The following is a 25,437-nucleotide window of genomic DNA, read 5'->3' on the forward strand; positions in this document are numbered from 1 at the left end:
CTGCTTCCACCGTCCGCGAGCACACCACAAGGGACCGAGATCCCTAAGCGAGAGAGACGGAAAACCAAAATGGAAAGCACTTTTCACGGTGTCATCGCCTTTGCGCTGATGGCCATCATGCTGCTGCTTGGCAGCCTGCTCAGGGCCCGCATCGCCTGGTTACGCAACGCGCTGATCCCGGCCAGCATCACCGGCGGCATGATCGGCTTCGCCTTGGTGTCGGCCGGGCTGCTGCCTGGTTTCACGGCAGCCGACTTCACGGCTTTGACCTTCCACTTTTTCACCCTGAGCTTCATGTCCCTGTGCCTGACCGGCAACAGCGGCAACCAGGCCCTCGCCGGCGGCAGCATCGTGCGCGGCGGCCTGTGGCTGACGGTGATATGGGTGATCAGCCTCGGCCTGCAAGGTGTGCTCGGCTACGGAGTGATCGTCGCCTATGACGAGATCACCGGTGCCGACGTCAGCGCCTTCCTCGGCGCTCTCATCACCCACGGCTTCACGCAGGGGCCGGGCCAGGCGCTGACCTACGGCGGCCTGTGGGAGCATGAGTTCGGCATTGCCAACGCGACCCAGGTGGGCCTGATTTATGCCTCGCTCGGTTTCCTCGTCGCCTTCGCCGTCGGCGTGCCGATGGCGCGCTGGGTCATCCGCCGGGGGCTGAACGCGAACAAGGCCTCGGGCATCGACAGCGACTTCCTGTCCGGCTTCTATGCCCCGGCGCGGCAGCCTGAGGGGGGGCGAATGGTGTCGCATCCGGCCAATCTGGATTCGCTCGCCTTCCACATCTGCCTGCTCGGCGCTGCCTACGTGATCACCCACGTCTGGCTGCTGGCAGTGCGCGATATCGCCGCCGGCTTTACGCCCTGGGGCTTGAACCTCGGCGTGCTGTTCAGCCACAACATGTTCTTCCTGCACGGCCTCGCCGTCTGCGTGCTGATGCGCTGGGCGATCGAAAAGGCCGGTCTCGCCGCCTATGTCAATGACGATACGATGAAGCGGATCACCGGCGGCTCGGTCGACTTCATGGTCGTCGGCACGCTGATGAGCATCGAGTTCGCGGTGCTGGGAGCCTTGCTGGTGCCGATCCTGCTGGTGTCCGCGGTGATTACGGCGGCGACGCTGATCGGCAGCCTGTTGATGGGGCGCTTGAGCGGCAGGCTCGGCTACGAGCGCGCGGTGACGATGTTCGGCTGCTGCTGCGGCTCCACCGGCAGCGGCTTGCTGTTGCTGCGCATGGTCGACGCCGACTTCAGCACCTCGGTGGCGAAGGAACTCGCCTTCTACAACATCGCCATCGTCGTCGCGACTTTCCACATCCTGTTCATCTTCGCGCCGATCGCTCCCTCGCTGAGCACCGGTGCCTACATCGCGATCTTCGGCGGTACGGCCTTGGCTGCCCTCGTCGCCGTCCCGCTGCTGATGTGGCGGCAAGTGCCGCAGGCCGGCCGCGCCGCCGACGCCGTTCCGGAGCTGTCCAAATGAGCATCACGATCTTTTCCGCCCGCCGCATCCTGACCATGGACCCCTCGCTGCCGGAGGCGACCCACGTCGCAGTTCAGGACGGCCGCGTCCTCGGTGTCGGCCCGCTCGAGGAGTTGCGCGACCTCGGCGCCTTCACCCTCGACGAGCGCTTTGCCGACAAGGTGATCCTGCCGGGCTTCGTCGAAGGCCACAGCCATGCGCTCGAAGGCGCGATCTGGAAGTACCTGTATCTCGGCTACTTCCCGCGCCGCGACCCGGACGGCCGGCACTGGGCGGGCGTGAGCTCGCTGGAGCAGATGCAGCGCCGCCTGGCCGAGGCGGCGGCACGGCTGCCTGCGGGCGAGCCGCTGGTGGCCTGGGGCTTCGACCCGGTCTATTTCGACGGCGTGCGCCTGGACAAGCGCGCGCTCGACGCCGCGGTGGCGGACCGCCCGGTGGTCGTGTTCCATGCCAGCCTGCATGTGCTCTCGGTCAATAGTGCGATGCTGCGCCTGTCCGGGCTGGATCGCCATGCCGGGGTCGAGGGCATCATGCTCGGCGAGGATGGCACGCCCAACGGCGAACTGCAGGAAATGGCCGCCATGCACGGCGTGTTCGAGGCGCTCGGCCGCAACCTGTTCGAGGAAGTCTCCAGCGTCGACGCACTGCGCGCCTATGGCGCGGTGGCGCGCCGCGCCGGGGTGACGACGATCACCGACCTCTACAACCCGCTGACCGATGCCGGCATCGAGGCGCTGCGCGAGGTTGCGGCCGACGATGCCTATCCGGTGCGCCTGGTGCCGGCGATGAGTGCGCTCGCCTGGACGGCCGAGCAGGGCATCGAGCGCCTGCAGGCGTGTACCGCCTTCTCCGGCGAGCGGCTGCACTTCGGTCCGGTCAAGCTGATGACCGATGGTTCGATCCAGGGTTATACCGCGCGCCTGAAGTGGCCGGGCTATCACGACGGCCACCCGAACGGGATGTGGAACGCACCGCCCGAGGCCTTGCGGCGCCTGGTGTTCGACTACCACCAGGCGGGCCTGCAGCTGCACATCCACACCAACGGCGACGAGGCCGTCGAACTGATGCTCGACGCCATCGAGGAAGCGCTGACGCTGTGGCCGCGACCGGATCACCGCCACACGCTGCAGCACTGCCAGTTCATCAGCCAGGCCCAGCTGCGGCGTGCGGCGAAGCTGGGCGTGTGCCTGAACATGTTCGCCAACCACATCTATTACTGGGGCGACATCCACCGCCGCTGCACGCTCGGCTACGCGCGTTCGCGGCGCCTGGAGCCGCTCGCCTCGGCGCTTCGCCTGGGAATTCCGCTGGCGATGCATTCGGATGCGCCGGTGACACCGCTCGGCCCGCTGTTCACCGCGTGGTGTGCGGTCGAGCGGCGTACCGCGAGCGGCGCCGAGCTCGGCGTTCCCGAGCGTCTCGACGTCGAGCAGGCGCTGCGCACGATCACGCTCGGCGCAGCCTATACGCTGCGGCTGGACCACCTCGTCGGCAGCCTCGAGGTCGGCAAGTACGCCGACATGGCGGTGCTCGACAGCGATCCATTCTCGGTTCCGCCTGGGCGGCTGGCGGAGATCGGCGTCGCCGCCACCGTACTCGGCGGGCGAGTGCATGAAAACTGAGCGGATTCCGGTAACGCTGCTGAGCGGCTTTCTCGGCGCCGGCAAGACGACTTACCTGAATGCGCGCCTGCGCGACGGCATCCCCGCGGGCAGCCTGATCCTGGTCAACGATTTCGGCGACATCAACATCGACGCCGAACTGATCGAGTACCGCGACGAACAGGTGCTGCGCCTGAGCAAGGGCTGCATCTGCTGCACGCTGGGCGGCAGCCTCGCCGAACAACTGGCGCAGATCCTGCGCATGGAGCCCGCGCCGGCGGCGATCTACATCGAAGCGAGCGGCATAGCCGATCCCGCCCGCATCGTGGACACGATTGCCGTGTCGCCCCGGCTGCGGCTGGCCGAACTCGTATGCCTCGTCGACGCCAGCCAGGCCGAGCGGCACGCCGGCGACCCGCTATGCGCCGGCATCTGGCGACGCCAGATCGGCGCCGCGAATCGCGTGGTGGTCAACCGCATCGGTGCCGACGAGCCCTTTCCGCCCGTGCTCGCCGTCGCGCTCCACGGGCGGGATGTGGCAGTCGAGCGCCAGCCGTGCGCCGTGCCTCCACGGGCGGCAGTACCGCGGGCTGCGGCACCGGTGGGCAGCGCACTCGGCCTCGGCCACGCGAGCAACTGGCAGCAGTGCAGTGTCCGCTTCGACGCCCAGGTCGATGGCGAGCGTCTGGCCACGCTATTACACCGATACGCTGATGTCGTCATTCGGGCAAAAGGGATTCTGCGACGTAACGGGCATGCCGGCGCCGAAGTGCTGCAGTGGAGCGGCACGACGATGAACTGGTCGCCATCGGCCGTGCGCGCGCCTGGTGGCCAGTTGGTCTGCATCGGTGCGAGCGGGGAGCGGTTCGCGGAATTTGCCGATGCGCTGCGGCGACTTCGCCATGATGAGGAGGCGGATTAGGGAGGCGTCCGGCGCGACCTGACTTCATCCTTGCGCTGTGATTGCAGCCACTACCGGCAGGCGGCTCAGGCGGTATTTCTGCCGGCGGCTGCGGGGCTTGTCGGGGATGGCCATTTCGATCAAGCCTCGATCCAGAGCCGGATTCAGACATAGGCCCCGCGCAGATGGGCCAGACGGCCGGGGCCGATGATCTCCACCCGGTCGGTGAACACCTGGATGCGGATCGAGGCGCTGGTGAAATAGTCGCAATGCGCCATTCGGGCAACTGCCCGAGTGCGCGAATCCATTGCCGGGCGGGAATGGATTCGCCGATCCAACTGTTGTCCGAAACTGTATCTGCGGGCCGTCATGTTGCACCGCAGTTCTGTCCTAAGATCCTTTTCAGGCAAGGGGCGAATTTATTTTTTTGATTCCGGAGCGGCCCAGGGTATTTGCATTGCTGGCCTTTCCGGGCGAAGCCCCGTTTGCCGGGCGTCATTTCTTCAGGCGGATCATTTTTCTCGAAAGCAGGGTGCTGCCGGCGCGTGGCGGCAGTGTGCCATTGCGTCTTCATTTCCTCGGCGGAGTCATGCCGGGCGGGGTGGGAATGATCCGGAAAATTGACGGATACGGACGTATTTGAAGGAGATTGCGCGTCGGATGTTTTTTGGCAGGTGTTTGGCCGGGTAGGAGACAGAAAAGCGGGTGGATGGCAATGAGCAGAAGGCCATACCGTCCGCGATTGCAGATGATTCAGAAAAATGAAGAATCAGGAGGATGTGGTGATATTCAGAACGTCATCGAATCAGCTTTCCTGGCGGAAGGCATGCCTGGGCATTGCAGGCTGTGTCGCCATTGCCGCCTTTCCACTCCAATCCTTTTCCGCGGGGAAGAACGCCGTAGCGGCCGTCGACCAGAAACGGCTCGTCGAGGCGGCTGCCGATCCGGCCAACTGGATCACCCGGGGCGGCACCTCGGACGAACAGCATTACAGCCCTCTGAAGCGGATCGACACTGCCAACGTGTCCCGGCTCGGCCTGGCCTGGTACGGCGAATTCGACACCAACCGCGGCCAGCAGGCTACGCCGCTGGTGATCGACGGCGTGCTCTACACGAGCACGGCGTGGTCCAAGGTATATGCCTACGATGCGGCGACCGGCGAGCAGTTGTGGTTCTTCGACCCCGAAGTGCCGGGCAGGAAGGCGCCGGACGGCTGCTGCGACGTGGTCAACCGCGGCGTGGCGGCGTGGCAGGGCAAGATCTACGTGGGCACCTACGACGGGCGCCTGATCGCGATCGACGCCAGGACCGGCAAGCCGGTGTGGGAAACGCAGACCACCGACGTGACGCGCAGCTACACCATCACCGGCGCGCCGCGGGTGGCCAACGGCAAGGTGTTCATCGGCAACGGCGGCGCCGAGTTCGGCGTGCGCGGCTACGTGTCGGCGTATGACGCCGAGAGCGGTGAACTGGCCTGGCGCTTCTACATCACGCCCAACCCGGAAGGAAAGCCCGACGGCGCGGCCTCGGACAGGATCCACCGGGAGATCGGTTTCAAGACCTGGGGCGACGGCTGGTGGAAGCAGACCGGCGGCGGCGGTACCGCGTGGGATTCCATCGTTTACGACAAGGACTACGACCAGGTCCTGATCGGCACCGGCAACGGCACGCCGTGGAGCCACGTGGCGCGTTCGGGCGGCGAGGGCGACAACCTGTTCATCTCGTCCATCGTCGCGGTCGATGCCAATACCGGCGAGTACAAGTGGCATTACCAGTCCACGCCGGCCGAGGAATGGGACTTCACCGCGACGCAGCCCATCGTGCTGACCGAGCTGGACGTCGGTGGCAAGAAGACCAGGGTGGCGATGCAGGCACCGAAGAACGGCTTCTTCTACGTGCTCGATCGCAGCAACGGCAAGCTCATTTCGGCGAAGAACTTCATGCCGGTGAACTGGGCCGCGGGCATCGATCTCGAAACGGGGCGCCCGATCGAATACCCGGCGGCGCGCTATTCGAAGCACGGCAACGATTTCCTTGCGATTCCGGGCGCGTTCGGTGCGCACAACTGGCCGCCGATGGCGTACAGCCCGGACACCGGCCTGGTGTATATCCCGGCGCAGCAGGGCTCGTTCGGCTACAAGCACGACCCGGACTTCAAGTACAACCCGCTCAACGGCGCCTGGAACCTGGCCAACATCTCCGGGCATCCGACGCTGGCGCCGCGCGACGAGGCCGACCGCCTGAGCATCACCCAGAGTTTCCGCGGCGACCTGATCGCCTGGGACCCGCAGGCGCAGAAGGAAGTCTGGCGCGTGCCCTATCCATCCATCGGCGCGGGCGGCACGCTCGCCACGGCGGGCAACCTGGTGTTCCAGGGCACGCCCGACGGCATCTTCCATGCCTATGCCGCCGATACCGGCAAGGAAGTGTGGAGCTACGACGGACGCATCGGCATCATCGCCGGCGCGATGAGCTACGAGATCGACGGCACGCAGTACATCGCCGTGCTGTCGGGACTGGGCGGTTCGGCCGGCCTGCAGATCCCGCACATGAAGAACCCCCGCGCCGGCATCGGACGGGTGCTGGTGTTCAAGCTCGACGGCGGCGGCGCCCTGCCGCCCTACGAGCGCGTGTGCCGGCCGGCACAGGTGCCGGCGGAGACCTTCCCGGCCGAAATGGTCGCCAGGGGCGCGGCCTTCTACGGCAACTGCGTGGCCTGCCACGGCTACGGCACCTACACCAATGACGAGGTCGTGCCCGACCTGCGCCGTTCGCCGCTGCTGCTGGACAAGGCGTCGTTCGCCGCGGTGGTCTATGACGGCATCCGCGAAAGCCGCGGCATGGTGAGCTTCGCCGACCGCATGAGCCGGGACGACGTGGAGGCGCTGCGCGCCTGGCTGGTCGACCGTGCCATCCAGCTCAAGGCCGACGAGGAAGCCGAGCAGGCCGCGCAGGCGTCCGGCAATCCGGCGGCCAAAGCCAATCCCTGAAGCATGACCGACCCTGAGGGCACCGCCGCCGCATCTCGCGGGGGTGGTGGCCTCGTCACGAGGTGAAAAAATGAACGAAGAACGTCAACAACGTCCGTCGATCGGGCGGCTGCTGGGGCTGGCTTGCGTTGCCGGCGCTGCCGGAATGCTTGCGGCGACGGACAGCGAGGCGGCCACGGGCCGCAGCTTCATCGCGCCGCATGAATATGCGCTGCCTTCCAACGTCCCCGATGGATTCGACGTGTTTCTCGTCTATGGTTACCTGGAACGGGGTGACCGGGCCTTCGACGCCAAGGGCGACAAGCGCCGTTCCGACCGCACGGAGACGATGGTCTCGCTGCTGAAGTATTCGCGCGGCTGGACCCTCGAAAGCAATCCGAACTTCGGCTACGCCTGGGAGTTGATCGTGCCGGTGATCGGCGCGCGCAACCGCACGGCGAGGACTTCGTCGAGCGGGGTGGGCGACCCCATCGTCGCGCCCTACATCTGGTACAAGCTGTCGGACGAGGTCACGGTCGGCACCGACTTTCTGTTCCAGCTCCCGGTCGGCGACGGCGATGTCGGCGGCGGCGACAGCTGGAAGTTCACCAACTCCGTTTTCATCGATGTGCAGCTGGGCAAGTTCAACTATACCGGCGACGTGATCTGGAACTTCCCGGGGACGTCGAACAAGGAGGGCGCCAAGGCCGGGAAGTCGTGGTCGACCGAGCATCTGTTCGGCTATCGTGTCTCGCCGCTCGTCGAACCTTACGTCGGCGTCGCCTACGAGTACCAGAAGGCGTCGGCGATCAACCCAGCCAACAGCGAGACCGACGTCCTGGGCGGGGTGATGTTCCATTTCGACAAGGCGAGCGCCTCGGTTCACTTGCTGCACACGGTGGATGGCAAGAATCGACCGGCCGGGAATTCGCTCAATTTCCGCCTGGTCTGGTCACTCTGAGGGCAAACCGTCAGAAGTGGAAACAAGGAAATATTCGAAGGAGACAAAGCATGAAAAACGATCTGAACCCCGGTGCGGCCGTGCAGGCCGAAGGCGTTCGGCGCTACGCGATGCTGCTCGACGGCGAACTGGTCGACGGTGCGTCGTCGATCCCGGTGGTCGATCCTGCGACCGAGGAAATCATCGCCCATGCCCCGGCAGCCGACGCAAGCCAGCTCGAACAGGCGGTCGCGTCGGCCAAGGCGGCGTTCGATGGCTGGAAGAACGTGGCGCATGCCGAACGCGTCGCGCTGATCCACCGCATCGCCGATGCGATCGAGGCGCGCCGCGAGGAGATCGCCAGGATCATCACGCTGGAGGTCGGCAAGCCGATCACGGCCGCCCGCGCCGACGTGGATCTCTCGCTGATGTGGGCGCGCCAGGTCGCCGGCGTCGAATTGAAGCCGGACGTGCTGCAGGACGACGAGCAGGCCTACGTCGAGGTCCAGTACAAGCCGATCGGCGTCGTCGCGGCGATCATTCCGTGGAATTTCCCGTTCTTCCAGACCGTGCTACAAGCTGGTGCCGGCCTTGCTGACCGGCAACACCGTCGTCGTCAAGCCGGCGCCGACCAGCCCGTTGAACGCGATGCTGCTGGGTGAGATCCTGCACGGCATCCTGCCGCCGGGCGTGGTCAATATCGTCGGCGACGACGGCAGCCTCGGCCCGCGCCTTTCCAGCCATCCCGACGTCGGCAAGGTTTCGTTCACCGGATCGACCGCGGCGGGGCGGCAGGTGATGGCCAGCGGCGCGCCGACGCTGAAGCGCATCGTGCTCGAGCTGGGCGGCAACGATGCCGCGATCGTGCTCGACGATGCCGACGTCGAGTCGGCGGCCCAGGGCATCTTCACCTGGGCCTTCATGAACTCGGGGCAGGTCTGCATCAACATCAAGCGCATCTACGTGCCGGATGCGCTGTACGACCGCTTCTGCGACGCGTTCGCGAAACTGGCCCGGTCCGCGGTCGTCGGCCATGGGCTCGACGAGAAGACCGAGTACGGGCCGATCCAGAACCGGCGCCAGTATGAAGCGGTGCTGCGTTCGCTCGACGTCGCCAGGCGCGACGGGACGGTGATCGCGGGCGGCGAGCCGGCGGAGGGCAAGGGCTGGTTCGTGCCGCCGACGGTGGTGCGCGACATCGACGAAGCCAGTCCGCTGGTCCGCGAAGAGACCTTCGGCCCGATCCGCTCGATCCTGAGGTATTCGTCGATCGACGACGCGGTCCGCCGCGCCAACGACACGCAGTACGGGCTGGGCGGCTCGGTGTGGGGCAAGGACATCGAACGTGCAACCCGGATCGCCGCGCGGCTGGAAAGCGGCACGACGTGGGTGAATACCCATTTCGCACTGGCGCCGGACATCCCGTTCGGCGGGCGCAAGCAGTCGGGCCTGGGGGTCGAGTTCGGCCTCGACGGCATCCACGAGTTCACCGATCGCCACGTCATCCACGTCGCGCGGGGGGGATGACCGTCGGCGGGCGGCGCGGATGCGGTCCGCGCCACCCGCCGGTTTCACAGGCAGGCCTGCATGCTTTCGATGAACAGCGGGTCCTGCAGGTAGCCGACGTTCAGCCGGGTCCAGGGCGACTTCGAGCGGGGGTTCAGCATGAAGATCGAACCGGGCGCGAGAACGACGCCCTTGGGCAGCAGGCGCAGTGTCAACGCGTTCATGTCGTCGATGCCGGGGAAGCGCGCCCACAGGTACAGCGTCTGCTCGGGCTCGCAGAACAGTTCGGCGCCGAGATCCTTCAGGATCCGGATGCCGGCCCGGGTGGCGCTGCGGGCATGTTCCTGGAGGCGGACCACGTGGCGCAGGAAATGCCCCTCGCTCAGCATCACGTCGAGAATCCGCTCGCTGTATTCGCAGCCGCTGACATGCAGCAGCATCTTGATGTCGGCCAGTTCCTCGATCCGGTTGACGTCACCGGCGATGAAGCCGGCACGCAATGATGCGGAAAGCGATTTGGAGAAACTGCCGACGTAAAGCGTGTTCTTGAGATTATCCACCGCCGATATCTTCGGTGCGGAATTGACCTTGATGTCGGCGACGGCATCGTCTTCGACGACCAGCAGATTGTACATGGCGGCGAGCTTCGCAATTCGCCGCGCCTTTTCCTCGCTGATATCGGAACCGGTCGGGTTCTGCCCCGACGACTGGATGAAGAAAAGGCGGGCGCGTTCGGTGCGCAGCTTGTGTTCGAGTATTTCGACATCCGGGCCGTCGGCAAGGCGTGGAATGGCGATCATCCGCGCGCCCTGCAACTGGAGCTTGCCGAATAGCGGGTAATAGCCCGGCTCTTCGACGAAAACCGGATCACCGGCCGATACATAGCGGCGAATGATCAGGTCGAGCCCGTGGTTGCCGCCGTGCGTCGTCATGATCTGGCGCTCGGAGGCGCCGATCGAATGGGCGGCCAGCTTGCGGTTGATGTGGGAACGCAGGTTCGGGTTGCCGTAGCGGCTGCCGTAGCGGAACAGCCCGGCAATGCCGTTGCGCGTGATCTGTCGGTGGAATTTGTCGATGCGCATTTCCGACAGCCAATGCGGCGGCGGCAATGCGATGCTGAGGTTCGATTCGCCCGGGGCCTGCAGCAGTTGCTGGCGCATCAGCCAGATGGTGTCGATGGCGCGCTGGTATGCCTGCGGCGGTGCGCTCTCGTCACCGTCTGGGAATTGTCTGGGACTGCCGATCACGAAGAAGCCCTTGCCCCGATGGGCCTGGACCAATTGCCATTGTGTCAGCAGCTCGAAGGCAGCAATGACGGTATTCAGCGAATGCGAGTAGAGCCGTGCGTAGATTCGCAACGACGGGAGTTTGTCGCCTTTCTTCAGCGAACCGGACTGTATCTGCTTCGAAATGTCCTGGGCGATCTTTTCCGCGGCGTTCTTCTGTTTCATGGCGTCATCGGCTCGGGATGTCGTGAGCAACTGTTTTCCGCGACTGTATCTTCCTCGGCCGCAGTCTTCTTGCTAGCGTGATTCGCTGATTGGCGGTCGGGAAGGTTCTTGTCCCGGAAATGATCCTCGAATCTTTTCTTCCATTCCTGCTGGAATCTTGTCGTGCCTATCTTACTGCGTGGAGATGAAATGGAGAAACTGGCAAGCAACGAGGTGGATTGTTCCATTGAAGGGCATGCGACATCTGCTTTGGAGATTCCCGTTCGCTACAACATGGGATTCGACGCATGCACGAAATGGGCGGCTGGCCCGGATCGCCTGGCGCTCATCCACGACGATGGAAAGTCCATCGAGCGCTATTTGTTCCAGGACATCGAGGCCTTGTCGAATCAGACGGTGAACCTGCTGCGCGATGCCGGTGTCGTCCCCGGAACCAGGGTGGCCCTGATGATTCCGCAGCGCCCCGAGACGGCGTACTGCCACGTCGCCATCTACAAATCGGCGGCCATTGCGGTTCCGCTGTTTCCGCTGTTTGGCGAAGAAGCAATCGAGCACCGCTTGGCCGACAGCGAAGCCGAAGTCTTCATCGGCGACCGCCAGTCGATCGGCAAGCTGGAGCGGGTCCGTGCGAGATTGCCGCATCTCAAGCGGGTGCTGTGTGTCGATGGGCCCGCCGATGGTGCCGAGGACTTCCACGCGCTTCGACGCGGTGCCGCGACGCATGCGCCGATTGCCGACACGGCCGCGGATGATCCGGCGTTGATCATCTACACCTCCGGCACGACCGGGAAATCGAAGGGCGCGCTGCACGCGCAGCGCGTGCTGCTGGGCCATCTCCCCGGCGTCGAGATGTCGCACGATGGCCTCGGCCAGCTCGGCGACTTGATGTGGACGCCGGCCGACTGGTCGTGGATCGGCGGGCTGCTGGATGTGCTGATGCCCGCCTGGCACCACGGCATTCCCGTCGTCGCGCGCCGTTTCGAGAAGTTCGACGCCACCGAGGCGATGTCGTTGATGGCCCGGCACCGTGTCCGCAACGTGATGCTGCCGCCGACCGCATTGAAGCTCCTGCGCGCCGGCACGCGCAGGGATCACGACTACGGCCTGGCGCTACGATCGGTCGCGAGCGGCGGAGAGAGCCTCGGCGCCGAACTGCTCGACTGGGGGCGGGCCGTCCTCGGTGTGGAGATCAACGAGTTCTACGGGCAGACCGAATGCAACATGGTGGTGTCGTCGAGCAGCCGCTCGTTTCCCGCCAGACCCGGCTGGATGGGCAAGGCCGTGCCGGGACACGACGTGCGCATCGTCGATGCGAGCGGGGTGGTGACGCCGTCGGGACAAGTCGGGCTGATCGGCGTTCGCCAGCCCGACCCGGTGTCGTTTCTCGGCTACTGGAACAACCCGGCGGCGACCCGCGAGAAATTTGCCGGCGACTTCCTGCTGACGGGCGACCAGGGCGAGATGGACGCCGACGGCTTCATCCGCTTCATCGGACGCGACGACGACATCATCACCAGTGCCGGCTACCGGATCGGGCCGGGGCCGATCGAGGATTGCCTGCTCGGGCACCCGGCGGTGCGGCAGGCCGCGGTGGTCGGCGTCCCCGATCCCGAGCGGACCGAACTGGTGAAGGCCTTCGTCGTCCTCAACGATGGATTCGCCGGCGGAGACGAACTGACGCGGCAGTTGAAGGAGCACGTGCGCTCGCGCCTAGCCGGGCACGAGTATCCGCGGCTGATCGAGTACCTCGACGAACTGCCGAGCACGACCACGGGCAAGGTGCTGCGCCGCGAGCTGCGCCTTCGTCCGCATTGAGCTGGTGTGGGGGAGGGGGTGAGCCTGACGAGGATTGGACTAATTGGCGGCATGATGGCGCAAGCCCTCGATGCTCAGGTCGTCGTGTAGATGATCGGGGCTGGCAGCCTGGATTTCGATGGGCTTCGTCCAGCTTGTGATGGTGCAGATCGAGCGCAGCATGGCGCAACCACTGGATTGCGCACAAAGGTGACGGGCTTGCGGTAGTAATTGATAATCATTATTATTAACTGATTTCCCCTTGACCCCATCAGGCTCTGCCATGCCCCTCGTCCCGAACGGCGTGCGCCGCGAGCCGGTCGCCATGCAGCGCTTGCGGCTGAATCGTGTTCTGCGGCCCGGACTCAGTTTGAACTCCGCCTGCGACATGCACGATGAAAGCGTGTCCCGGCAAGCCACGGTGGACGAAGGCGTACGCATCGTGATGGTGCTGGATGGCGCCATCGATGTCGCCTACGGCGGGCGCGGGCTGAAGCTGGCGCATGCCCGGGGCGCGGATGCGGGCATGGTGGTGCTGCACGAGCCCGAGGAATGCCGGCGAGTCGCGCACCGGGGCGACTGGTCGCGGCGTATCTGCATCGGCCTGGGTCACCAATGGCTGGAAGAATCCTTTGGTGCCCGGGCAGACCGCACGCCGGCCCTTCCCGCGCACCTGGAACCTCGGCTGTGGACCGCCTCCAGCAAGGCACGCGTGCTCGCCGAGCAGCTTCTGCAGCCGCCGCTCATGCCGTCCATGCTGACCGGCATGTATCTGGAAAGCCGTGCCATCGAGTTGGTCATGGAGGCGTTTTCCCGGACACAGGCCGGCGATTGCGCAGCACCGGGCGGACCGCTGCGCCCGGCCGTCCACCGGCGCATGCTCGAACTGAGGTGCTGGCTGCGCGAAAACGCAGCCCTGCCGCTCAGCATCGACGAGATCGCCCGGCACGCAAACACCACGGCCACCACGCTGCAGCGGCAGTTCCGGCAAGCGATGGGCATGACGGTGTTCGATTTCCTGCAGCGCGAACGCCTGTCATTGGCTCGCCATGCTCTGGAGCGCGATGGACTGAGCGTGGCGCAGGCGTCGGAACTGGCCGGCTATACCAACCCCGGCAGCTTTGCCACTGCCTTCCGCCGCCAGTTCGGCTTGACGCCCAGGCAGGTGCGCGCAGGTCTCTAGCCCGCGCGCTGCGCACATTGCCGTTATCGCGAAGAATTCTGCCGTTCACACGAAGGCTTGCCTCGCATCTCCATGGAAAAATGAATAAGAACCACTCTCATTGACCCCCAGGAGATGCTTCGTGCCGGCCATCGCCACGACCCCCCCGCCTTGCTTCATTCGCCTGCGGCCGTCCTTTCCCGCCATGCGGCGGTCTATCCGCTGCTGGCTGGACTGCTCGTCCATGTCGGCGCGCTCCACGCCGAAGAAACGTCCGTCATGCTGGCGCCGGTCACCGTCAATGCCTATCGGCCTGCAGACAGCATCGGCGCATCGACCAAGACCGACACGCCGCTGGTCGAAGTACCCCAATCGGTATCGGTGATCGAGCGTCGCGAAATGGACCAGCGCGGCGTGCAGAACCTGAACGAAGCCACCCGCTACACCGCAGGTGTGCTGCCGGAAAGCCAGGGCATCGACAACCGGGTGGATGACCTGTACATCCGTGGCTTCGACGCGGGCAGCTTCGGCGCCAACGTCATGCTCGACGGGCTGCGAGCGCCATCCGACAGCAGCCTGAGCTGGAACCGGACCTCCTTCAATACCTGGAACCTGGAGCGGGTGGAAGTGCTCAAGGGGCCGTCCAGCGTGCTCTACGGACAACTGGCGCCCGGCGGCATGGTCAACCAGGTGAGCAAACGGCCCAGGCTGGACCAGGAGCAGGTGCTGCAACTGCAGGTCGACGGCCACGGACGCGGGCAGACGGCGTTCGACATCGGCGGCGCCGATGGCGACGGGAATCTGATGTGGCGGCTGGTCGGCCTGTATGCCGACGGCGATACGCAGATCCGCCATACCGACCACAGGCAATGGTTCATCGCACCCAGCGCCACGCTGCGCTTCAACGACGGCGCCACCCGCCTGACGCTGCAAGGCCTTTACCAGAAGGACAGCGGCGGCAGCACCTTCCAGTTCCTGCCTTATCAGGGCACGGTGGTGAAGGGCGCCAGGGGCTACATCAAGAACGATACCTTCCTGGGCGAGCCGAACTGGAACGTACGACCGCGAGATCTGGGCGGCGGGCTGGCAGCTCGAACATCAGTTCAACGATGCCTGGAAGCTGAGCCAGAACGCCCGCTACACGCACGTGGACTCGCTCTACCGGGCCACCGTGGGCAATGGCAGGCGCGGTGCGCCGCTCACCGATTTCATAACCCTGATAGATGGCCGCAGCCTGCAGCGGCGCGCGGTGCAGGGCGTCGGCGATTCCGATGCGCTGACCATCGATACCCGGGTGGAGGGTACGTTCGGCTCCGGCGCGGCAGTCCATACGCTGGTGGCCGGCTTCGACTGGCAGGAAAGCGACTGGACCTTCCTGCGCCATGCCGCGCAGGTCTCGCCCGCCGCCATTGCCATCGACGTCTACGATCCGGTCCATACCCATTACGATTTTGCGCCCACGCTGCTTCCCCAGATGTCCACCCGCGAAACCGACACCCAGGCCGGCATCTATCTGCAGGACCAGATTGCGCTGGATCGCTGGCGCTTCACGCTGGGCGGCCGCTACGACAAGACCCGCATCGATTCGCTCAATCGGTTGAATGGGATGCGGCAGGATACGCGCGACGAGGCTTTCACCGGCCGTGCCGGGGTGAGCCATCTGTTCGACAACGGCATCACGCCCTATCTGAGCTATGCCGAATCCTTCCAGCCCACCGCTGGCACGAAACGCGAGGGCGGCAGCTTCAAACCCGTGACCGGCAAGCAATGGGAGGCCGGCGTGAAATACGAGCCGGCCCGCATCGACGGCATGATCACGCTCTCGGCCTATGAGCTGACGCAGAAGAACGTGCTGACAGCCGATCCGCGCAACGCCGCCGACGAAAGCTTCCAGGTGCAGACCGGCGAGGTGCGCGTGCGCGGCATCGAACTGGAAGGCCGCATCACGCCGCAGCCCGGGTTCAGCGTGATCGGCGCGCTCACGCGCATGCGCTCCGAGGTCGTCCGCAACAACGATGGCTACACCGGCAACCGCATGGTCCGCGTGCCCGACTGGATGGGTTCGCTGTGGATGGACTACACCATCCAGGGCGGGCCGCTGCGCGGGCTGGGCGTGGGCGCAGGCGCGCGCTACGTGGGGGCGACCCGGGGCGATCTGGCCAACTACCTGCACATTCCTTCGTACACGCTGTACGACGCGGCGATCCGCTACGACGTCGGCAAGGTCGGCAACATGAACCTGCGCCTGTCGCTCAACGCCAGCAACCTGGCCGACAAGCGCTACGTCGCCACCTGCACCGCCGCCACCTCGTGCTACTACGGCACCGGGCGCACGGTCATGGCCAATGCGAGGCTGAGCTGGTGAGACGGCGCAGTTTCATGGCGGCGGCTACCGCAGGTGTCCCCGCGCTCGCCGCAGCGCGGTGGCTGCTTCCCGCCTCGCTGCTGGCCCTGCATCCCGGCCGCCGGGCGACGGCGGCTGCGCAGTCCGGCACCGCGGCGCCCGGCTGGCCGCGCCGCTTCGAGAATGCCGATGGCTCGGTCACCGAGATTGTTCGGCGCCCGCGCCGCATCCTGTCGACGTCGGTCACCGCGACCGGCACCCTGCTGGCGATTGGCGCACCGCTTGCCGCCAGCGCCGGTTCCGCCAATGGCGCATTCTTCGAGCAATGGGCTGCGGTGGCGCGCGAGCGCGGCGTGACCAGGTTGTGGCCGGCCGGGCAGGTCGATCTCGAGGCCGCCTATGCCGCCCAGCCCGATCTCATCGTCGTCTCGGGCAACGGCGCCGATTCGGCCCGCGAACAGTTCGACCGCCTGCAAGCCATCGCCCCCGCCATCATGGTCGATTACGGCCGCCAGGATTGGCAGGGCTTGGCCGTTCAGCTCGGCCTGGCCTTGGGCATGGAGGCCGAGGCTCGTGATGCCATTTCGCGCTTCGACGCCCGGGTCGCAGAGGCCCGTGCCCGTCTGCAGATTCCGGAAGGCCTGGCCAACATCGTCAGCTACAACGGTCCCGGCGTGGACAACCCCATCGCCACCGCGAACAGCCCGCACGCGCGGCTGCTGCAGGCACTGGGCTTTCGCATCGAATCCGCCGATCCTGCCTGGCACGGCGCGCTGGGCCAGGCCGGCGACTTCGTCTGGGCGCCTTATGAAGCCCTGACCCGCCTCACCGCGCAGACCACCTTCGTGCTGCGCGCGGACGACACCGGCGCCGCCGCGATGCTGCGCGATCCCGTGCTCGCCAACCTGCCATCGGTACGGGCCCGGCAGGTCTACGGGCTGGGCAGGAACTCGTTCCGCATCGACGCCTACAGCGCCGGCGAAATCATCGACGGGCTGCTGGCGCGGTTCGCCGCCCGCTGATGCGCATGCCGGCCGACACCCGCCGCCCTGCGATCCTGGCCGCCGCCGGCCTGGCCGGCATCCTGCTGCTGGCCGCGGCAAGCCTGGCCGTCGGCGCCCGTCCGCTGGCTGCCGCCACCGTCTGGCAAGCCCTGACTGCCTTCGATGCCGGCGACAGCGAACATCTGCTGCTGCGCCACCTGCGCGTGCCGCGCACGCTGCTGGCGCTGCTCGCCGGCGGCGCGCTGGGTGCGGCCGGGGCGCTGATGCAGACCTTGACCCGCAACCCGCTGGCCGACCCCGGCCTGCTGGGCGTCACCGCCGGTGCGGCGGCGGCCATCGTCGCCGCGGTGGCCTGGGCCGGCGCCTATGGCCCGGTTGGCCAGATGGCGGCAGGTTTCTGCGGTGCGGCGCTGGCCGGCATCGCCGTCTACCTCGTTGGCGGGCTGCATCGCGGCCACGATCCGCTGCGCCTGGTGCTGGCCGGTGCGGCGCTGTCCGCAGTGCTGTTCGCGCTGACCCAGATCGTCACCCTCAACAGCGACGACCGCGTGTTCGACCAGTTCCGCCATTGGGCGACCGGCTCGCTGCAGGGACGCGGCATGGAGGTGCTGGCCGCGGTCCTGCCGGCCATGCTGCTCGGCTGGCTGGCGGCGCTGGCCCTGGCCCGCCCGCTCGACGCACTCGCCCTGGGGCGTGACCTCGGCAAATCACTGGGTGCGAGGCCGCAACTGGTGTGGCTGGGCGCGGCCCTCGCCATCGTGCTGCTCGCCGGTGCCGCCACTGCCGCGGCCGGGCCGCTGGCCTTCATCGGCCTGGCTGCGCCGCACCTGGCACGACACGCCTGCGGCCCGGACCACCGGCGGCTGATTCCCTGCGCCGCGCTGGTCGGCGCCTGCCTGCTGCTGGCCGCCGACACGCTGGGCCGCATGATCATCCATCCCGCCGAGGCCGGCGCTGGCATCATGGCTGCGCTCATCGGCGGACCCGTCTTCATCGCGCTGGCGCGGCGCCGCATGGGAGCCGGCTAGATGTCCGCGCCACGCAACTGCGCTGCGCTGCCGATCGCCTGGCGGCTGGGCCGCTTCTCCATCGCGGCGCGGCCGCGCGCAGCGGCGGTCTGCGCGATGCTCCTGCTGCTGGCCCTCGTCCTGGGCGTGGCAGCGCTGGGCATGGGGCGCGGCGGGCTGACGCTGGCCCGCATCGCGGAGATCTGGATCGGCGGCCAGGCAGCCACGGCAGGCGAATGCCTGCTGCTGGACATCCGCCTGCCGCGTGTGCTGACCGGGCTGTTCGTCGGCGCGGCGCTGGGTGTGTCGGGCGCGGTGTTCCAGTCGCTGTCGCGCAATCCGCTGGGCTCGCCCGATCTCATCGGCTTCACGACCGGTGCGGCCACCGGCGCCCTGCTGCAGATCGTGCTGTACGGCCCTTCCATCTCGGGGGCGGCGCTGGGCGCCACGGCGGGCGGCGTGCTCACGGCAGCCGTGGTCTGGCTGCTGGCGCGGCGCAATGGCCGGATCGGATCGCAGCGCCTGGTCCTGATCGGCATCGGCGCGGGCGCCATGCTGCACGCCGTCAACGGCCTGCTGCTCGCCAAAGGCAATCTGGACAACGCGATCCTGGCCAATCTCTGGCTGGCCGGTTCACTCAACGCGCGCGCCTGGACCCACGCCTGGCTGGCCATCGGCGCGGCCGTGGTGTTCATTCCGCCGGTGCTGCTGTGCGCGCGCCGATTGGCGATCCTGGAAACGGGCGACGACCTCGCCAGCCAGCTCGGCGTGCCGGTGGAAAGGCTGCGGCTGGGCATGGTGCTCTGTGCCGTGATGCTGGCCTCGCTGGCCACCGGTGCGGCCGGGCCGATTGCCTTCATCGCCCTGGCCGCACCCCAGCTCGCCCGCCGCCTGCTCGACGCGGGCGGGCCGCCCGTCCTGGCTTCGGCGGCCATGGGTGCCTGTCTGGTCGCCGCCGCCGATCTGCTGGGCCAGAGCCAGCCCCTGGAACTCAACCTGCCCATCGGCAAGCTCACCGGCCTGCTCGGCGGCATCTACCTGATCTGGCTGCTCACGCGCCGCCGCAGCGCCTGAGACGGCCTTTCCCGCATGACCTCATTGCCTCCCGATACCGTTATTCCCGCGCTGCAGGCACATGGCCTGCGGCTGGCCAACGACGGCCATCTGGTCTGCCAGGGCCTGGATCTCGCCATTCCGCGCGGACGCATCACCGTCATCGTCGGCCCCAATGCCTGCGGCAAGTCCACGCTGCTGCGGGCACTGGCGCGTCTGCTCGCGCCGGAGGCGGGGCAGGTCGTGCTGGACGGCAAGGACATCCGCCGCTACGGGGCGCGTGAACTGGCGATCCGGCTCGGGCTGCTGCCCCAGTCTCCGCTGGCGCCAGGCGGCATCCGCGTGGCCGAGCTCGTGGCGCGCGGCCGCCATCCGCATCAGTCGTTGTGGCGGCAATGGTCGGCCGAAGACGAAGCTGCCGTGCGGCAGGCCCTGATCCGCACCCGCCTGGCCGAACTGGCCGACCACCCGGTCGATGCGCTCTCGGGCGGCCAGCGCCAGCGCGTCTGGCTGGCCCTGGCGCTGGCCCAGGATGCACCGCTCATGTTGCTGGACGAACCCACCACCTATCTGGACATCGCCCACCAGCTCGACATGCTGGACCTGTGCCGCCGCCTGAACCGCCAGGACGGCAAGACCCTGGTCATGGTCCTGCACGACCTGAACCAGGCTGCACGCTACGCCGACCACATCGTCGCCATGCGGGCAGGGGCCGTGGAAGCCGTCGGGCCGCCCGCCGAGATCATCGAACCGGAACTGGTGCAGCGGCTATTCGGCATCCGCAGCGTGGTCATCCCCGATCCGGTCACCGGTTCGCCGCTGGTCGTGCCGATGGCCGGCGCAGATACGCACGCGGATTGACATCCCTCATCGACCCGGAACAAGGAGCCTGCCATGCCCCATTCCTCTTTATGCATCGGACTTTCCCTGGCCGCCACCTGGCTGTCCGCGGGTGGCTGGCGCCACCCTGCCAGCCGGGTGGAAGAAGTCCATGATCCCGCCTTCTATGCCGGCGTCGCCCGGCGTGCAGAGGCTGCCTGCCTGGACTTCGTGTTCCGCCCCGATGCCCTCTTCATCGACGTGCCGGCGCTCGAGCACGGCCCAGGCTTCAGCAGCCTGGATCCCACCCTGCTCCTGGCCGCACTGGCCCGCGATACCTCGCGCATCGGCCTCGTCACCACCGCCGCCACCTCGTTCAACCCGCCTTACGTCGTCGCCCGCCAGATCCAGTCGCTGGACCGGATCAGCGCGGGGCGGGCAGGCTGGAACATCGTCACCGCACTGGACGGCGCCTGGAATTTCGGCAGCGCCCCGATGCCGACGTCGGCCGAGGCCTACCGCAAGGCCGGCGAGTTCACCGAGGTCGTGCGCGCACTGTGGCGCAGCTTTCCGCAGGAAGCCGTCCTGGCCGACCGTCGAACTGGGCGCTATGCCGACACTTCGCGCATCCACGCCATCGGCCACGAAGGCGAGCATTTCTGTGTACGTGGCCCGCTCAACGTGCCTGCACGCGCGGGCGGGCGCATTCCGCTCTTCCAGGCTGGCGCCTCCGATGCCGGCCGTGACTTCGCCGCCCGCGTCGCCGACGCCGTGTTTGCCGCCGCGCCCGACGTCGCCTGTGGCACGCAGCTACGCCAGGACCTGCGCCGGCGTGCCGCCGGGTGTGGCCGCTCGCCCGACGCCGTGCGCGTGCTGCCCGGCCTCAGCCTCTATCTGGGCGCCAGCCGCGCCCAGGCGCGGGAGCTGTACGAAACCACCCACGCAGGCCAGGACGGCACGCGCAAGCTCACCTACGTCTCGCAGGCGCTGGGGCTGGACCTCGCGCAGCTCGCGCCCGACCAAGCCATCACGCCTGCCATGCTGGGCGAGCCCCCGGCCGGCGCGCGCAGTCCCACCCACGTCGAATTGCTGCGCCGCCTGGTCGTCCGCGAACGGCCCAGCCTGAACGATCTGCTCTCCCGCCCGGAAGCAGCGGGTTCGGCCCACTGGATCGTCGTCGGCACGGTCGATGATGCGTTCGACGAAATCATCGAGCGCATCGGCGCCGAGGCTGCCGACGGCTTCATCGCGCTGCCGGGCGGCGCCCTGCAGTCGCTGGATCTGCTGCTCGATGAACTGGTGCCCAGGCTGGTGGAGGTGGGCAGATTCCGGCGCGGATATACGGCAGAGACGTTCGCGGAGAATATGGGGATCGCTTAGCGTATGACTAGTCCTTCTGCCGCGATTGCAGCCACTGCCGGCCGGCGGCGGTCAGGCGGTATTTCTGCAGGCGGCTGCGGGGCTTGTCGGGGAGGGTCATTTCGATCAAACCTCGATCCAGCGCCGGATTCAGATAGGCCTCGCGCAGATGGGGCAGGTGCTTCAGTTCCAGTACGTCCTGGATTTCGGCTCGTGACATGTCGCCCTGCATCACGGACAGAAGGCGAAGCACCTCCTGCGTGACTTGGTCGGTGACTTGGTCGGTGACTTGGTCGGTGACTTGGTCGGTGACTTGGTCGGTCGCGCTCGCCCACTCCGCCTCCGGCCGGTGCACCACCGCGCTGAACTGGTTGCCCCGCACGTCATCGACCAGGTCGATGCGCGGCCATTCCTCCAGCGCACGCGGAATGCCGCTGCCCAGGCCGCGATAGGGCAGCACCCGGAAAGCGTGTTCCGTCAGCGTCGGATTGCGCCGGTTGGTCTTGCCCTGGCGCACATCCTCCACGCTCAGGCTGTCGGGCAGATGGCCGGGGCTGATGATTTCCACCCGGTCGGTGAACACCAGGATACGGATCGAGGCGCTGGTGAAATAGTCGCGATGCACCAGCGCATTGACCAGCAGCTCTTCCAGCGCCGCCTCGGGGATCTCCAGCTTGCCCGGCGAATTGAACCCTTGCCCGCGCTGGACGTGGTGCAGGTTGCGCTTGAGGAAGGCAAACGCGCCCTTGAACTGCTCGGCCAGCGTGCCGCTGATGTCCTCGCTGTCCAGATAGCGCGTGTCCCAGATCACCGTACCGGGAAAGGCCACCGCCTTGATCGTGAAGGCCGGGCACCAGCGCAGTGGATTGCGGCCGAACAGCATCAGCCCCGACAGGTTCAGCTCCCACCCATCGCCCAGCCCGATGTTCTGCAACACCTGATCCAGCGTTGCGACAGTATTTTCGATACCGCGCCCGTAACGGCGCTCGAAATAGGCGCGGAAGGCCTTTTCGTCCAGATCGGCCACCGACGTACCCGCCACCGGCACCAGGTCGGCCCGCACCAGCCCCGAACGCTGGAACATGCGCTGCATCTCCTCGCGCGAGGTCACATGGCGCTTGTCCGCACCCTGCTTGACCCACAACCGCCCCAGCGCATCCAGATAGGGCTTGGACAAGCCATCGGGCACGCTGACCACCATCACGATGCCATTGGCCGTCGCCACGTTCTCGGTCAGCGGATGCACCGGCGGGCGTACATGCTGGGATGCCGCATTGCCCAGCAACTGGTTCAGGCGCCGCACGGCAGCGGCATCCAGCCCGGCCACCGAACCATCGTCATTCACGCCGATGAACAGGGTGCCGCCGCCGCTGTTGGAAAACGCCGCCAGTTCTGCCGCCAACGCATCGGCATTGGTGGCGTCACGCTTGAACTGGCGGCGGCTGTCTTCGCCTTGAGCCAGTTGATGGAGGAGGTCGGCTTCGGTCATGGGGGCATTCAATCATGGCTGCGCGTTGGCATGGCGGCGCGCGTCCTTGAGCAGCAGGATCAGTTGGCCTTCGCGCACGGGTGTCGGCTCGAATCCGAAGCGCCGGTAGAAGGCGTCGGCCTGGGCATCCAGCGGGTGTGTCAGCAGGCCGCGGATGCCCGCCTGCTCGGCAATCATCAGGGTGCGCAGGATGGCGTCCTGCAACAGGCTGACGCCCAGTCTCTTTCCCTGATAGTCGAAGTCCACGGCCAGCCTCGCCAGAATCACCAGTGGGATCGGATACTGTCCCATACCGCGCCGAATGCGCTCGGCCGCTTCCAGGGTATCGATCTGGCCCACGGTCAGGCTGAAGTACCCGACGACTTGTTCGTCGGCACGCGAAGCATCGCAGATCACGAAGGTCCTTGCCGAGCCGCTGCCCTGGGCTTTGCGAGCGTGGTGCAGCAGCCAATGGGTGAGCGCCGGCTTGCCACAATCAAAACCGTCCAGACGATGTCGGGCGGTGAGTGCCTGCGGCCTCGACAGCTTCATTTGTCCGCCCAGACCGGACGCCGGGCAAACAGGTCGGCCAGCCCCGGGTCGTCAGACTCGGGCCGATCCAGCATGTCCAGCAGCGCCTGGTATTGGCTGCCGGACACCATGAACAGGCGCTGGTCCAGCAAGGTCTGTTCAGCCGCCTGATAGGCCGCATCGAGAATGAAGTCGGTCAGCGATTTGTGCGCAGCTTCGGCCGCGCGGCGCAGCACGGCCTCCTGCTCCGGGGTGGCGCGCAAACCGAGCCGGGCTGTGCGGGCAGAAGTCGTGGTGGACATGGTCATGCCTCCGTGAGAGTACGTTGGATGTCATGTTAGTACAAACGACGCAGGTTGACGATGCACCTGCACCATTCCTGCCCAAGAGGAGGAGGGGCGACGATCTCGTCGCCTATGCGGAAAAGGCACTTGGCCATCGCTGGACCGTTGGCAAGGTATATCAGGCGTTCCGCAGGATAGTCCGCCCAGTCCTGCAACAGCATCCTTCTCTGATCCAGCAGCAACGCCTTGTTGTACGTCGCCCGCACCTTGTTGCTTTCCACGTGGGCAAGCTGCCGCTCAATCGCATCAGGCCGACCTGACCTTGGCATCGGTGAGGAGATTCTCGGGCATCGTTGGACTCCACTGCGGGGAAAAGTACCCCCACGGTTGAACACGAGTACCCCCAACGCTACCCCCGAATTTTCTGGACCTCGATGAACAATAGGAACGCTCAGCAGACCGTATTGTTTAAGCAACCCATTGATTTGAAACGGACCAATCTGTCCACTAAGCGCTACTGAGCGCTACCGAGATCCAGCGAAAATCGTCAGACGTTGATTACACGTTGAACAGGAAATTCAACACATCCCCATCCTTCACCATGTACTCCTTCCCTTCCGCGCGCATCTTGCCGGCTTCCTTGGCGCCGGCTTCGCCCTTGTACTGGATGAAGTCGTCGAAGGCGATGGTCTGGGCGCGGATGAAGCCGCGTTCGAAGTCGGTGTGGATGACGCCGGCGGCCTGGGGGGCGGTGTCGCCGGTGTGGATGGTCCAGGCGCGCACTTCCTTGACGCCGGCGGTGAAGTAGGTCTGCAGGCCGAGCAGCGTGTAGCCGGCGCGGATCAGGCGGTCGAGGCCGGGTTCTTCGAGGCCCATGGTCTCGAGGAATTCCTTCTTGTCGGCGTCTTCCAGGTCGGCGATCTCGGCTTCGATGGAGGCGCACAGGGCGACGACTTCGGCGCCTTCAGCGGCGGCGTGGGCGCGCACGGCGTCGAGCTGCGGGTTGTTCTCGAAACCGTCTTCGGCGACGTTGGCGGCGTACAGCACCGGCTTGGCGGTGATCAGGCAGAAGGGCTTGAGGCTGGCCCATTCTTCCTTGGCGAGGTCGAGCGCGCGCACCGGCTTGCCGGCGTCGAGCTGGGCGAAGCACTTTTCGAGCACCGCGACCAGGATCTTGGCTTCCTTGTCGCCTGAGGCGGCCGGGCGCTTGTAGCGGTTGACGGCCTTTTCGACGGTGGCGAGGTCGGCCAGCGCGAGTTCGGTGTCGATGACTTCGATGTCGCGGATCGGGTCGACGCTGCCGGAGACGTGGATGACGTTGTCGTCGGCGAAGCAGCGCACGACGTGCACGATGGCGTCGGTTTCGCGGATGTTGGCGAGGAACTGGTTGCCCAGGCCTTCACCCTTGGAGGCGCCCGCGACCAGGCCGGCGATGTCGACGAATTCGACGATGGCGGGCTGGATCTTCTGCGGCTTGACGATCTCGGAGAGCTGGGCGAGGCGCGGATCGGGTACTTCGACGATGCCGACGTTGGGCTCGATGGTGCAGAAAGGGTAGTTCTCGGCCTGGATGCCGGCCTTGGTCAGGGCGTTGAAGAGGGTCGACTTGCCGACGTTGGGCAGTCCGACGATTCCGCATTTCAGGCTCATGTGAATCCTTGTCGTTCCGGGGCGGGGTGCCGCGAAGGCGGGCTATTGCCTTGATCCGGTGTGGAAAACCGCGAATTGTACCGCGATGGGGAGCAGCTCCAAAGCCGGCCGG

At 66.5% G+C, this 25,437-nt stretch carries 24 protein-coding genes and 1 pseudogene; 17 read left to right on the forward strand and 8 right to left on the reverse strand.

Features of this window, described 5'->3' with window-relative positions; genetic code table 11:
- The first annotated feature begins 69 nt into the window (after window positions 1–69).
- The 3 genes from AAFL97_RS01325 to AAFL97_RS01335 are packed head-to-tail and all read left to right on the forward strand — an operon-like array spanning window position 70 to window position 4,005.
- A complete protein-coding gene (locus AAFL97_RS01325) occupies window positions 70–1,482 on the forward strand; it encodes a sodium/glutamate symporter (RefSeq protein ID WP_341643413.1) in 1,413 nt (470 codons plus the stop codon).
- On the forward strand, window positions 1,479–3,104 hold the full coding sequence (locus AAFL97_RS01330; RefSeq protein WP_341643414.1) for an amidohydrolase: 1,626 nt from the start codon (window positions 1,479–1,481) through the stop codon (window positions 3,102–3,104). The genes AAFL97_RS01325 and AAFL97_RS01330 overlap by 4 nt, the downstream gene beginning before the upstream one ends.
- Complete coding sequence (locus AAFL97_RS01335; RefSeq protein ID WP_341643415.1) at window positions 3,094–4,005, forward strand: CobW family GTP-binding protein; 912 nt, start codon at window positions 3,094–3,096, stop codon at window positions 4,003–4,005. The genes AAFL97_RS01330 and AAFL97_RS01335 overlap by 11 nt, the downstream gene beginning before the upstream one ends.
- A gap of 24 nt (window positions 4,006–4,029) precedes the next feature.
- On the opposite strand, the gene AAFL97_RS24515 is transcribed toward AAFL97_RS01335, so the two are convergent.
- Entirely contained in the window at window positions 4,030–4,119 is a 90-nt protein-coding gene (locus AAFL97_RS24515; protein WP_445954521.1) for a Fic family protein, read from the reverse strand.
- Window positions 4,120–4,441: 322 nt separating this feature from the next.
- On the opposite strand from AAFL97_RS24515, the gene AAFL97_RS01340 reads away from it, so the two are divergent.
- The 5 genes from AAFL97_RS01340 to AAFL97_RS01360 all read left to right on the forward strand — a co-directional run bounded on the left by AAFL97_RS01340 (window position 4,442) and on the right by AAFL97_RS01360 (window position 9,420).
- Entirely contained in the window at window positions 4,442–4,627 is a 186-nt protein-coding gene (locus AAFL97_RS01340) for a hypothetical protein (protein ID WP_341643416.1), read from the forward strand.
- 139 nt (window positions 4,628–4,766) lie between these two features.
- The gene (locus AAFL97_RS01345; RefSeq protein ID WP_341643417.1) at window positions 4,767–6,974 is read left to right on the forward strand and encodes a PQQ-dependent dehydrogenase, methanol/ethanol family; all 2,208 of its coding nucleotides are present in this window, start codon (window positions 4,767–4,769) and stop codon (window positions 6,972–6,974) included.
- A gap of 70 nt (window positions 6,975–7,044) precedes the next feature.
- Window positions 7,045–7,914: a transporter gene (locus AAFL97_RS01350; protein WP_341643418.1), complete on the forward strand. Its 870-nt coding sequence runs from the start codon at window positions 7,045–7,047 to the stop codon at window positions 7,912–7,914.
- A 50-nt stretch (window positions 7,915–7,964) separates the two neighbouring features.
- Window positions 7,965–8,555 carry an aldehyde dehydrogenase family protein gene (locus AAFL97_RS01355; RefSeq protein ID WP_341643419.1) on the forward strand — a complete coding sequence of 197 codons (591 nt, stop codon included), beginning with the start codon at window positions 7,965–7,967 and terminating at the stop codon, window positions 8,553–8,555.
- The gene (locus AAFL97_RS01360) at window positions 8,485–9,420 is read left to right on the forward strand and encodes an aldehyde dehydrogenase family protein (protein ID WP_341643420.1); all 936 of its coding nucleotides are present in this window, start codon (window positions 8,485–8,487) and stop codon (window positions 9,418–9,420) included. The genes AAFL97_RS01355 and AAFL97_RS01360 overlap by 71 nt, the downstream gene beginning before the upstream one ends.
- A 44-nt stretch (window positions 9,421–9,464) precedes the next feature.
- On the opposite strand, the gene AAFL97_RS01365 is transcribed toward AAFL97_RS01360, so the two are convergent.
- Entirely contained in the window at window positions 9,465–10,850 is a 1,386-nt protein-coding gene (locus AAFL97_RS01365) for an aminotransferase-like domain-containing protein (protein ID WP_341643421.1), read from the reverse strand.
- Window positions 10,851–11,039: 189 nt separating this feature from the next.
- On the opposite strand from AAFL97_RS01365, the gene AAFL97_RS01370 reads away from it, so the two are divergent.
- Window positions 11,040–12,665, forward strand: coding sequence for an AMP-binding protein (locus tag AAFL97_RS01370; RefSeq protein WP_341643422.1), 1,626 nt, complete (start codon window positions 11,040–11,042; stop codon window positions 12,663–12,665).
- A gap of 39 nt (window positions 12,666–12,704) precedes the next feature.
- On the opposite strand, the gene AAFL97_RS01375 is transcribed toward AAFL97_RS01370, so the two are convergent.
- On the reverse strand, window positions 12,705–12,929 hold the full coding sequence (locus AAFL97_RS01375) for a hypothetical protein (protein WP_341643423.1): 225 nt from the start codon (window positions 12,927–12,929) through the stop codon (window positions 12,705–12,707).
- Here AAFL97_RS01375 and AAFL97_RS01380 point away from each other — a divergent pair.
- From AAFL97_RS01380 to AAFL97_RS01415, 8 genes and pseudogenes are all read left to right on the forward strand, one after another.
- Window positions 12,928–13,827: an AraC family transcriptional regulator gene (locus AAFL97_RS01380; protein WP_341643424.1), complete on the forward strand. Its 900-nt coding sequence runs from the start codon at window positions 12,928–12,930 to the stop codon at window positions 13,825–13,827. The two genes, AAFL97_RS01375 and AAFL97_RS01380, sit on opposite strands and share 2 nt — an antisense overlap.
- A gap of 378 nt (window positions 13,828–14,205) precedes the next feature.
- Window positions 14,206–14,424: pseudogene (locus AAFL97_RS24520) on the forward strand (TonB-dependent receptor plug domain-containing protein); the annotation flags it as partial.
- Window positions 14,425–14,833: 409 nt separating this feature from the next.
- Window positions 14,834–16,171, forward strand: a complete 1,338-nt coding sequence (locus AAFL97_RS01390) for a TonB-dependent siderophore receptor (protein WP_341647071.1) — start codon at window positions 14,834–14,836, stop codon at window positions 16,169–16,171.
- Between the two features lie 14 nt (window positions 16,172–16,185).
- A complete protein-coding gene (gene fepB, locus AAFL97_RS01395; protein WP_341643426.1) occupies window positions 16,186–17,172 on the forward strand; it encodes a Fe2+-enterobactin ABC transporter substrate-binding protein in 987 nt (328 codons plus the stop codon).
- A gap of 5 nt (window positions 17,173–17,177) precedes the next feature.
- A complete protein-coding gene (locus AAFL97_RS01400) occupies window positions 17,178–18,182 on the forward strand; it encodes a FecCD family ABC transporter permease (RefSeq protein ID WP_341643427.1) in 1,005 nt (334 codons plus the stop codon).
- A complete protein-coding gene (locus tag AAFL97_RS01405) occupies window positions 18,183–19,235 on the forward strand; it encodes a FecCD family ABC transporter permease (RefSeq protein WP_341643428.1) in 1,053 nt (350 codons plus the stop codon).
- 15 nt (window positions 19,236–19,250) lie between these two features.
- Window positions 19,251–20,075: an ABC transporter ATP-binding protein gene (locus AAFL97_RS01410; RefSeq protein WP_341643429.1), complete on the forward strand. Its 825-nt coding sequence runs from the start codon at window positions 19,251–19,253 to the stop codon at window positions 20,073–20,075.
- 33 nt (window positions 20,076–20,108) lie between these two features.
- Window positions 20,109–21,413 (forward strand): NtaA/DmoA family FMN-dependent monooxygenase, encoded by a 1,305-nt coding sequence (locus tag AAFL97_RS01415; RefSeq protein WP_341643430.1) that lies wholly within the window; start codon window positions 20,109–20,111, stop codon window positions 21,411–21,413.
- Between the two features lie 7 nt (window positions 21,414–21,420).
- On the opposite strand, the gene AAFL97_RS01420 is transcribed toward AAFL97_RS01415, so the two are convergent.
- The 5 genes from AAFL97_RS01420 to ychF form a co-directional block, all read right to left on the reverse strand.
- Window positions 21,421–22,881, reverse strand: coding sequence for a Fic family protein (locus AAFL97_RS01420; protein WP_341643431.1), 1,461 nt, complete (start codon window positions 22,879–22,881; stop codon window positions 21,421–21,423).
- A 12-nt stretch (window positions 22,882–22,893) separates the two neighbouring features.
- Entirely contained in the window at window positions 22,894–23,412 is a 519-nt protein-coding gene (locus tag AAFL97_RS01425; RefSeq protein WP_341643432.1) for a GNAT family N-acetyltransferase, read from the reverse strand.
- Window positions 23,409–23,699 carry a type II toxin-antitoxin system TacA family antitoxin gene (locus AAFL97_RS01430; protein ID WP_341643433.1) on the reverse strand — a complete coding sequence of 97 codons (291 nt, stop codon included), beginning with the start codon at window positions 23,697–23,699 and terminating at the stop codon, window positions 23,409–23,411. The genes AAFL97_RS01425 and AAFL97_RS01430 overlap by 4 nt, the downstream gene beginning before the upstream one ends.
- Window positions 23,700–23,728: 29 nt before the next feature.
- Window positions 23,729–23,956, reverse strand: a complete 228-nt coding sequence (locus tag AAFL97_RS01435) for a hypothetical protein (protein WP_341643434.1) — start codon at window positions 23,954–23,956, stop codon at window positions 23,729–23,731.
- Window positions 23,957–24,233: 277 nt separating this feature from the next.
- Window positions 24,234–25,325: a redox-regulated ATPase YchF gene (gene ychF / locus AAFL97_RS01440; protein WP_341643435.1), complete on the reverse strand. Its 1,092-nt coding sequence runs from the start codon at window positions 25,323–25,325 to the stop codon at window positions 24,234–24,236.
- Between the last annotated feature and the right edge of the window lie 112 nt (window positions 25,326–25,437).

The organism is Thauera sp. SDU_THAU2, assembly GCF_038260575.1.
Taxonomy (GTDB): domain Bacteria; phylum Pseudomonadota; class Gammaproteobacteria; order Burkholderiales; family Rhodocyclaceae; genus Thauera.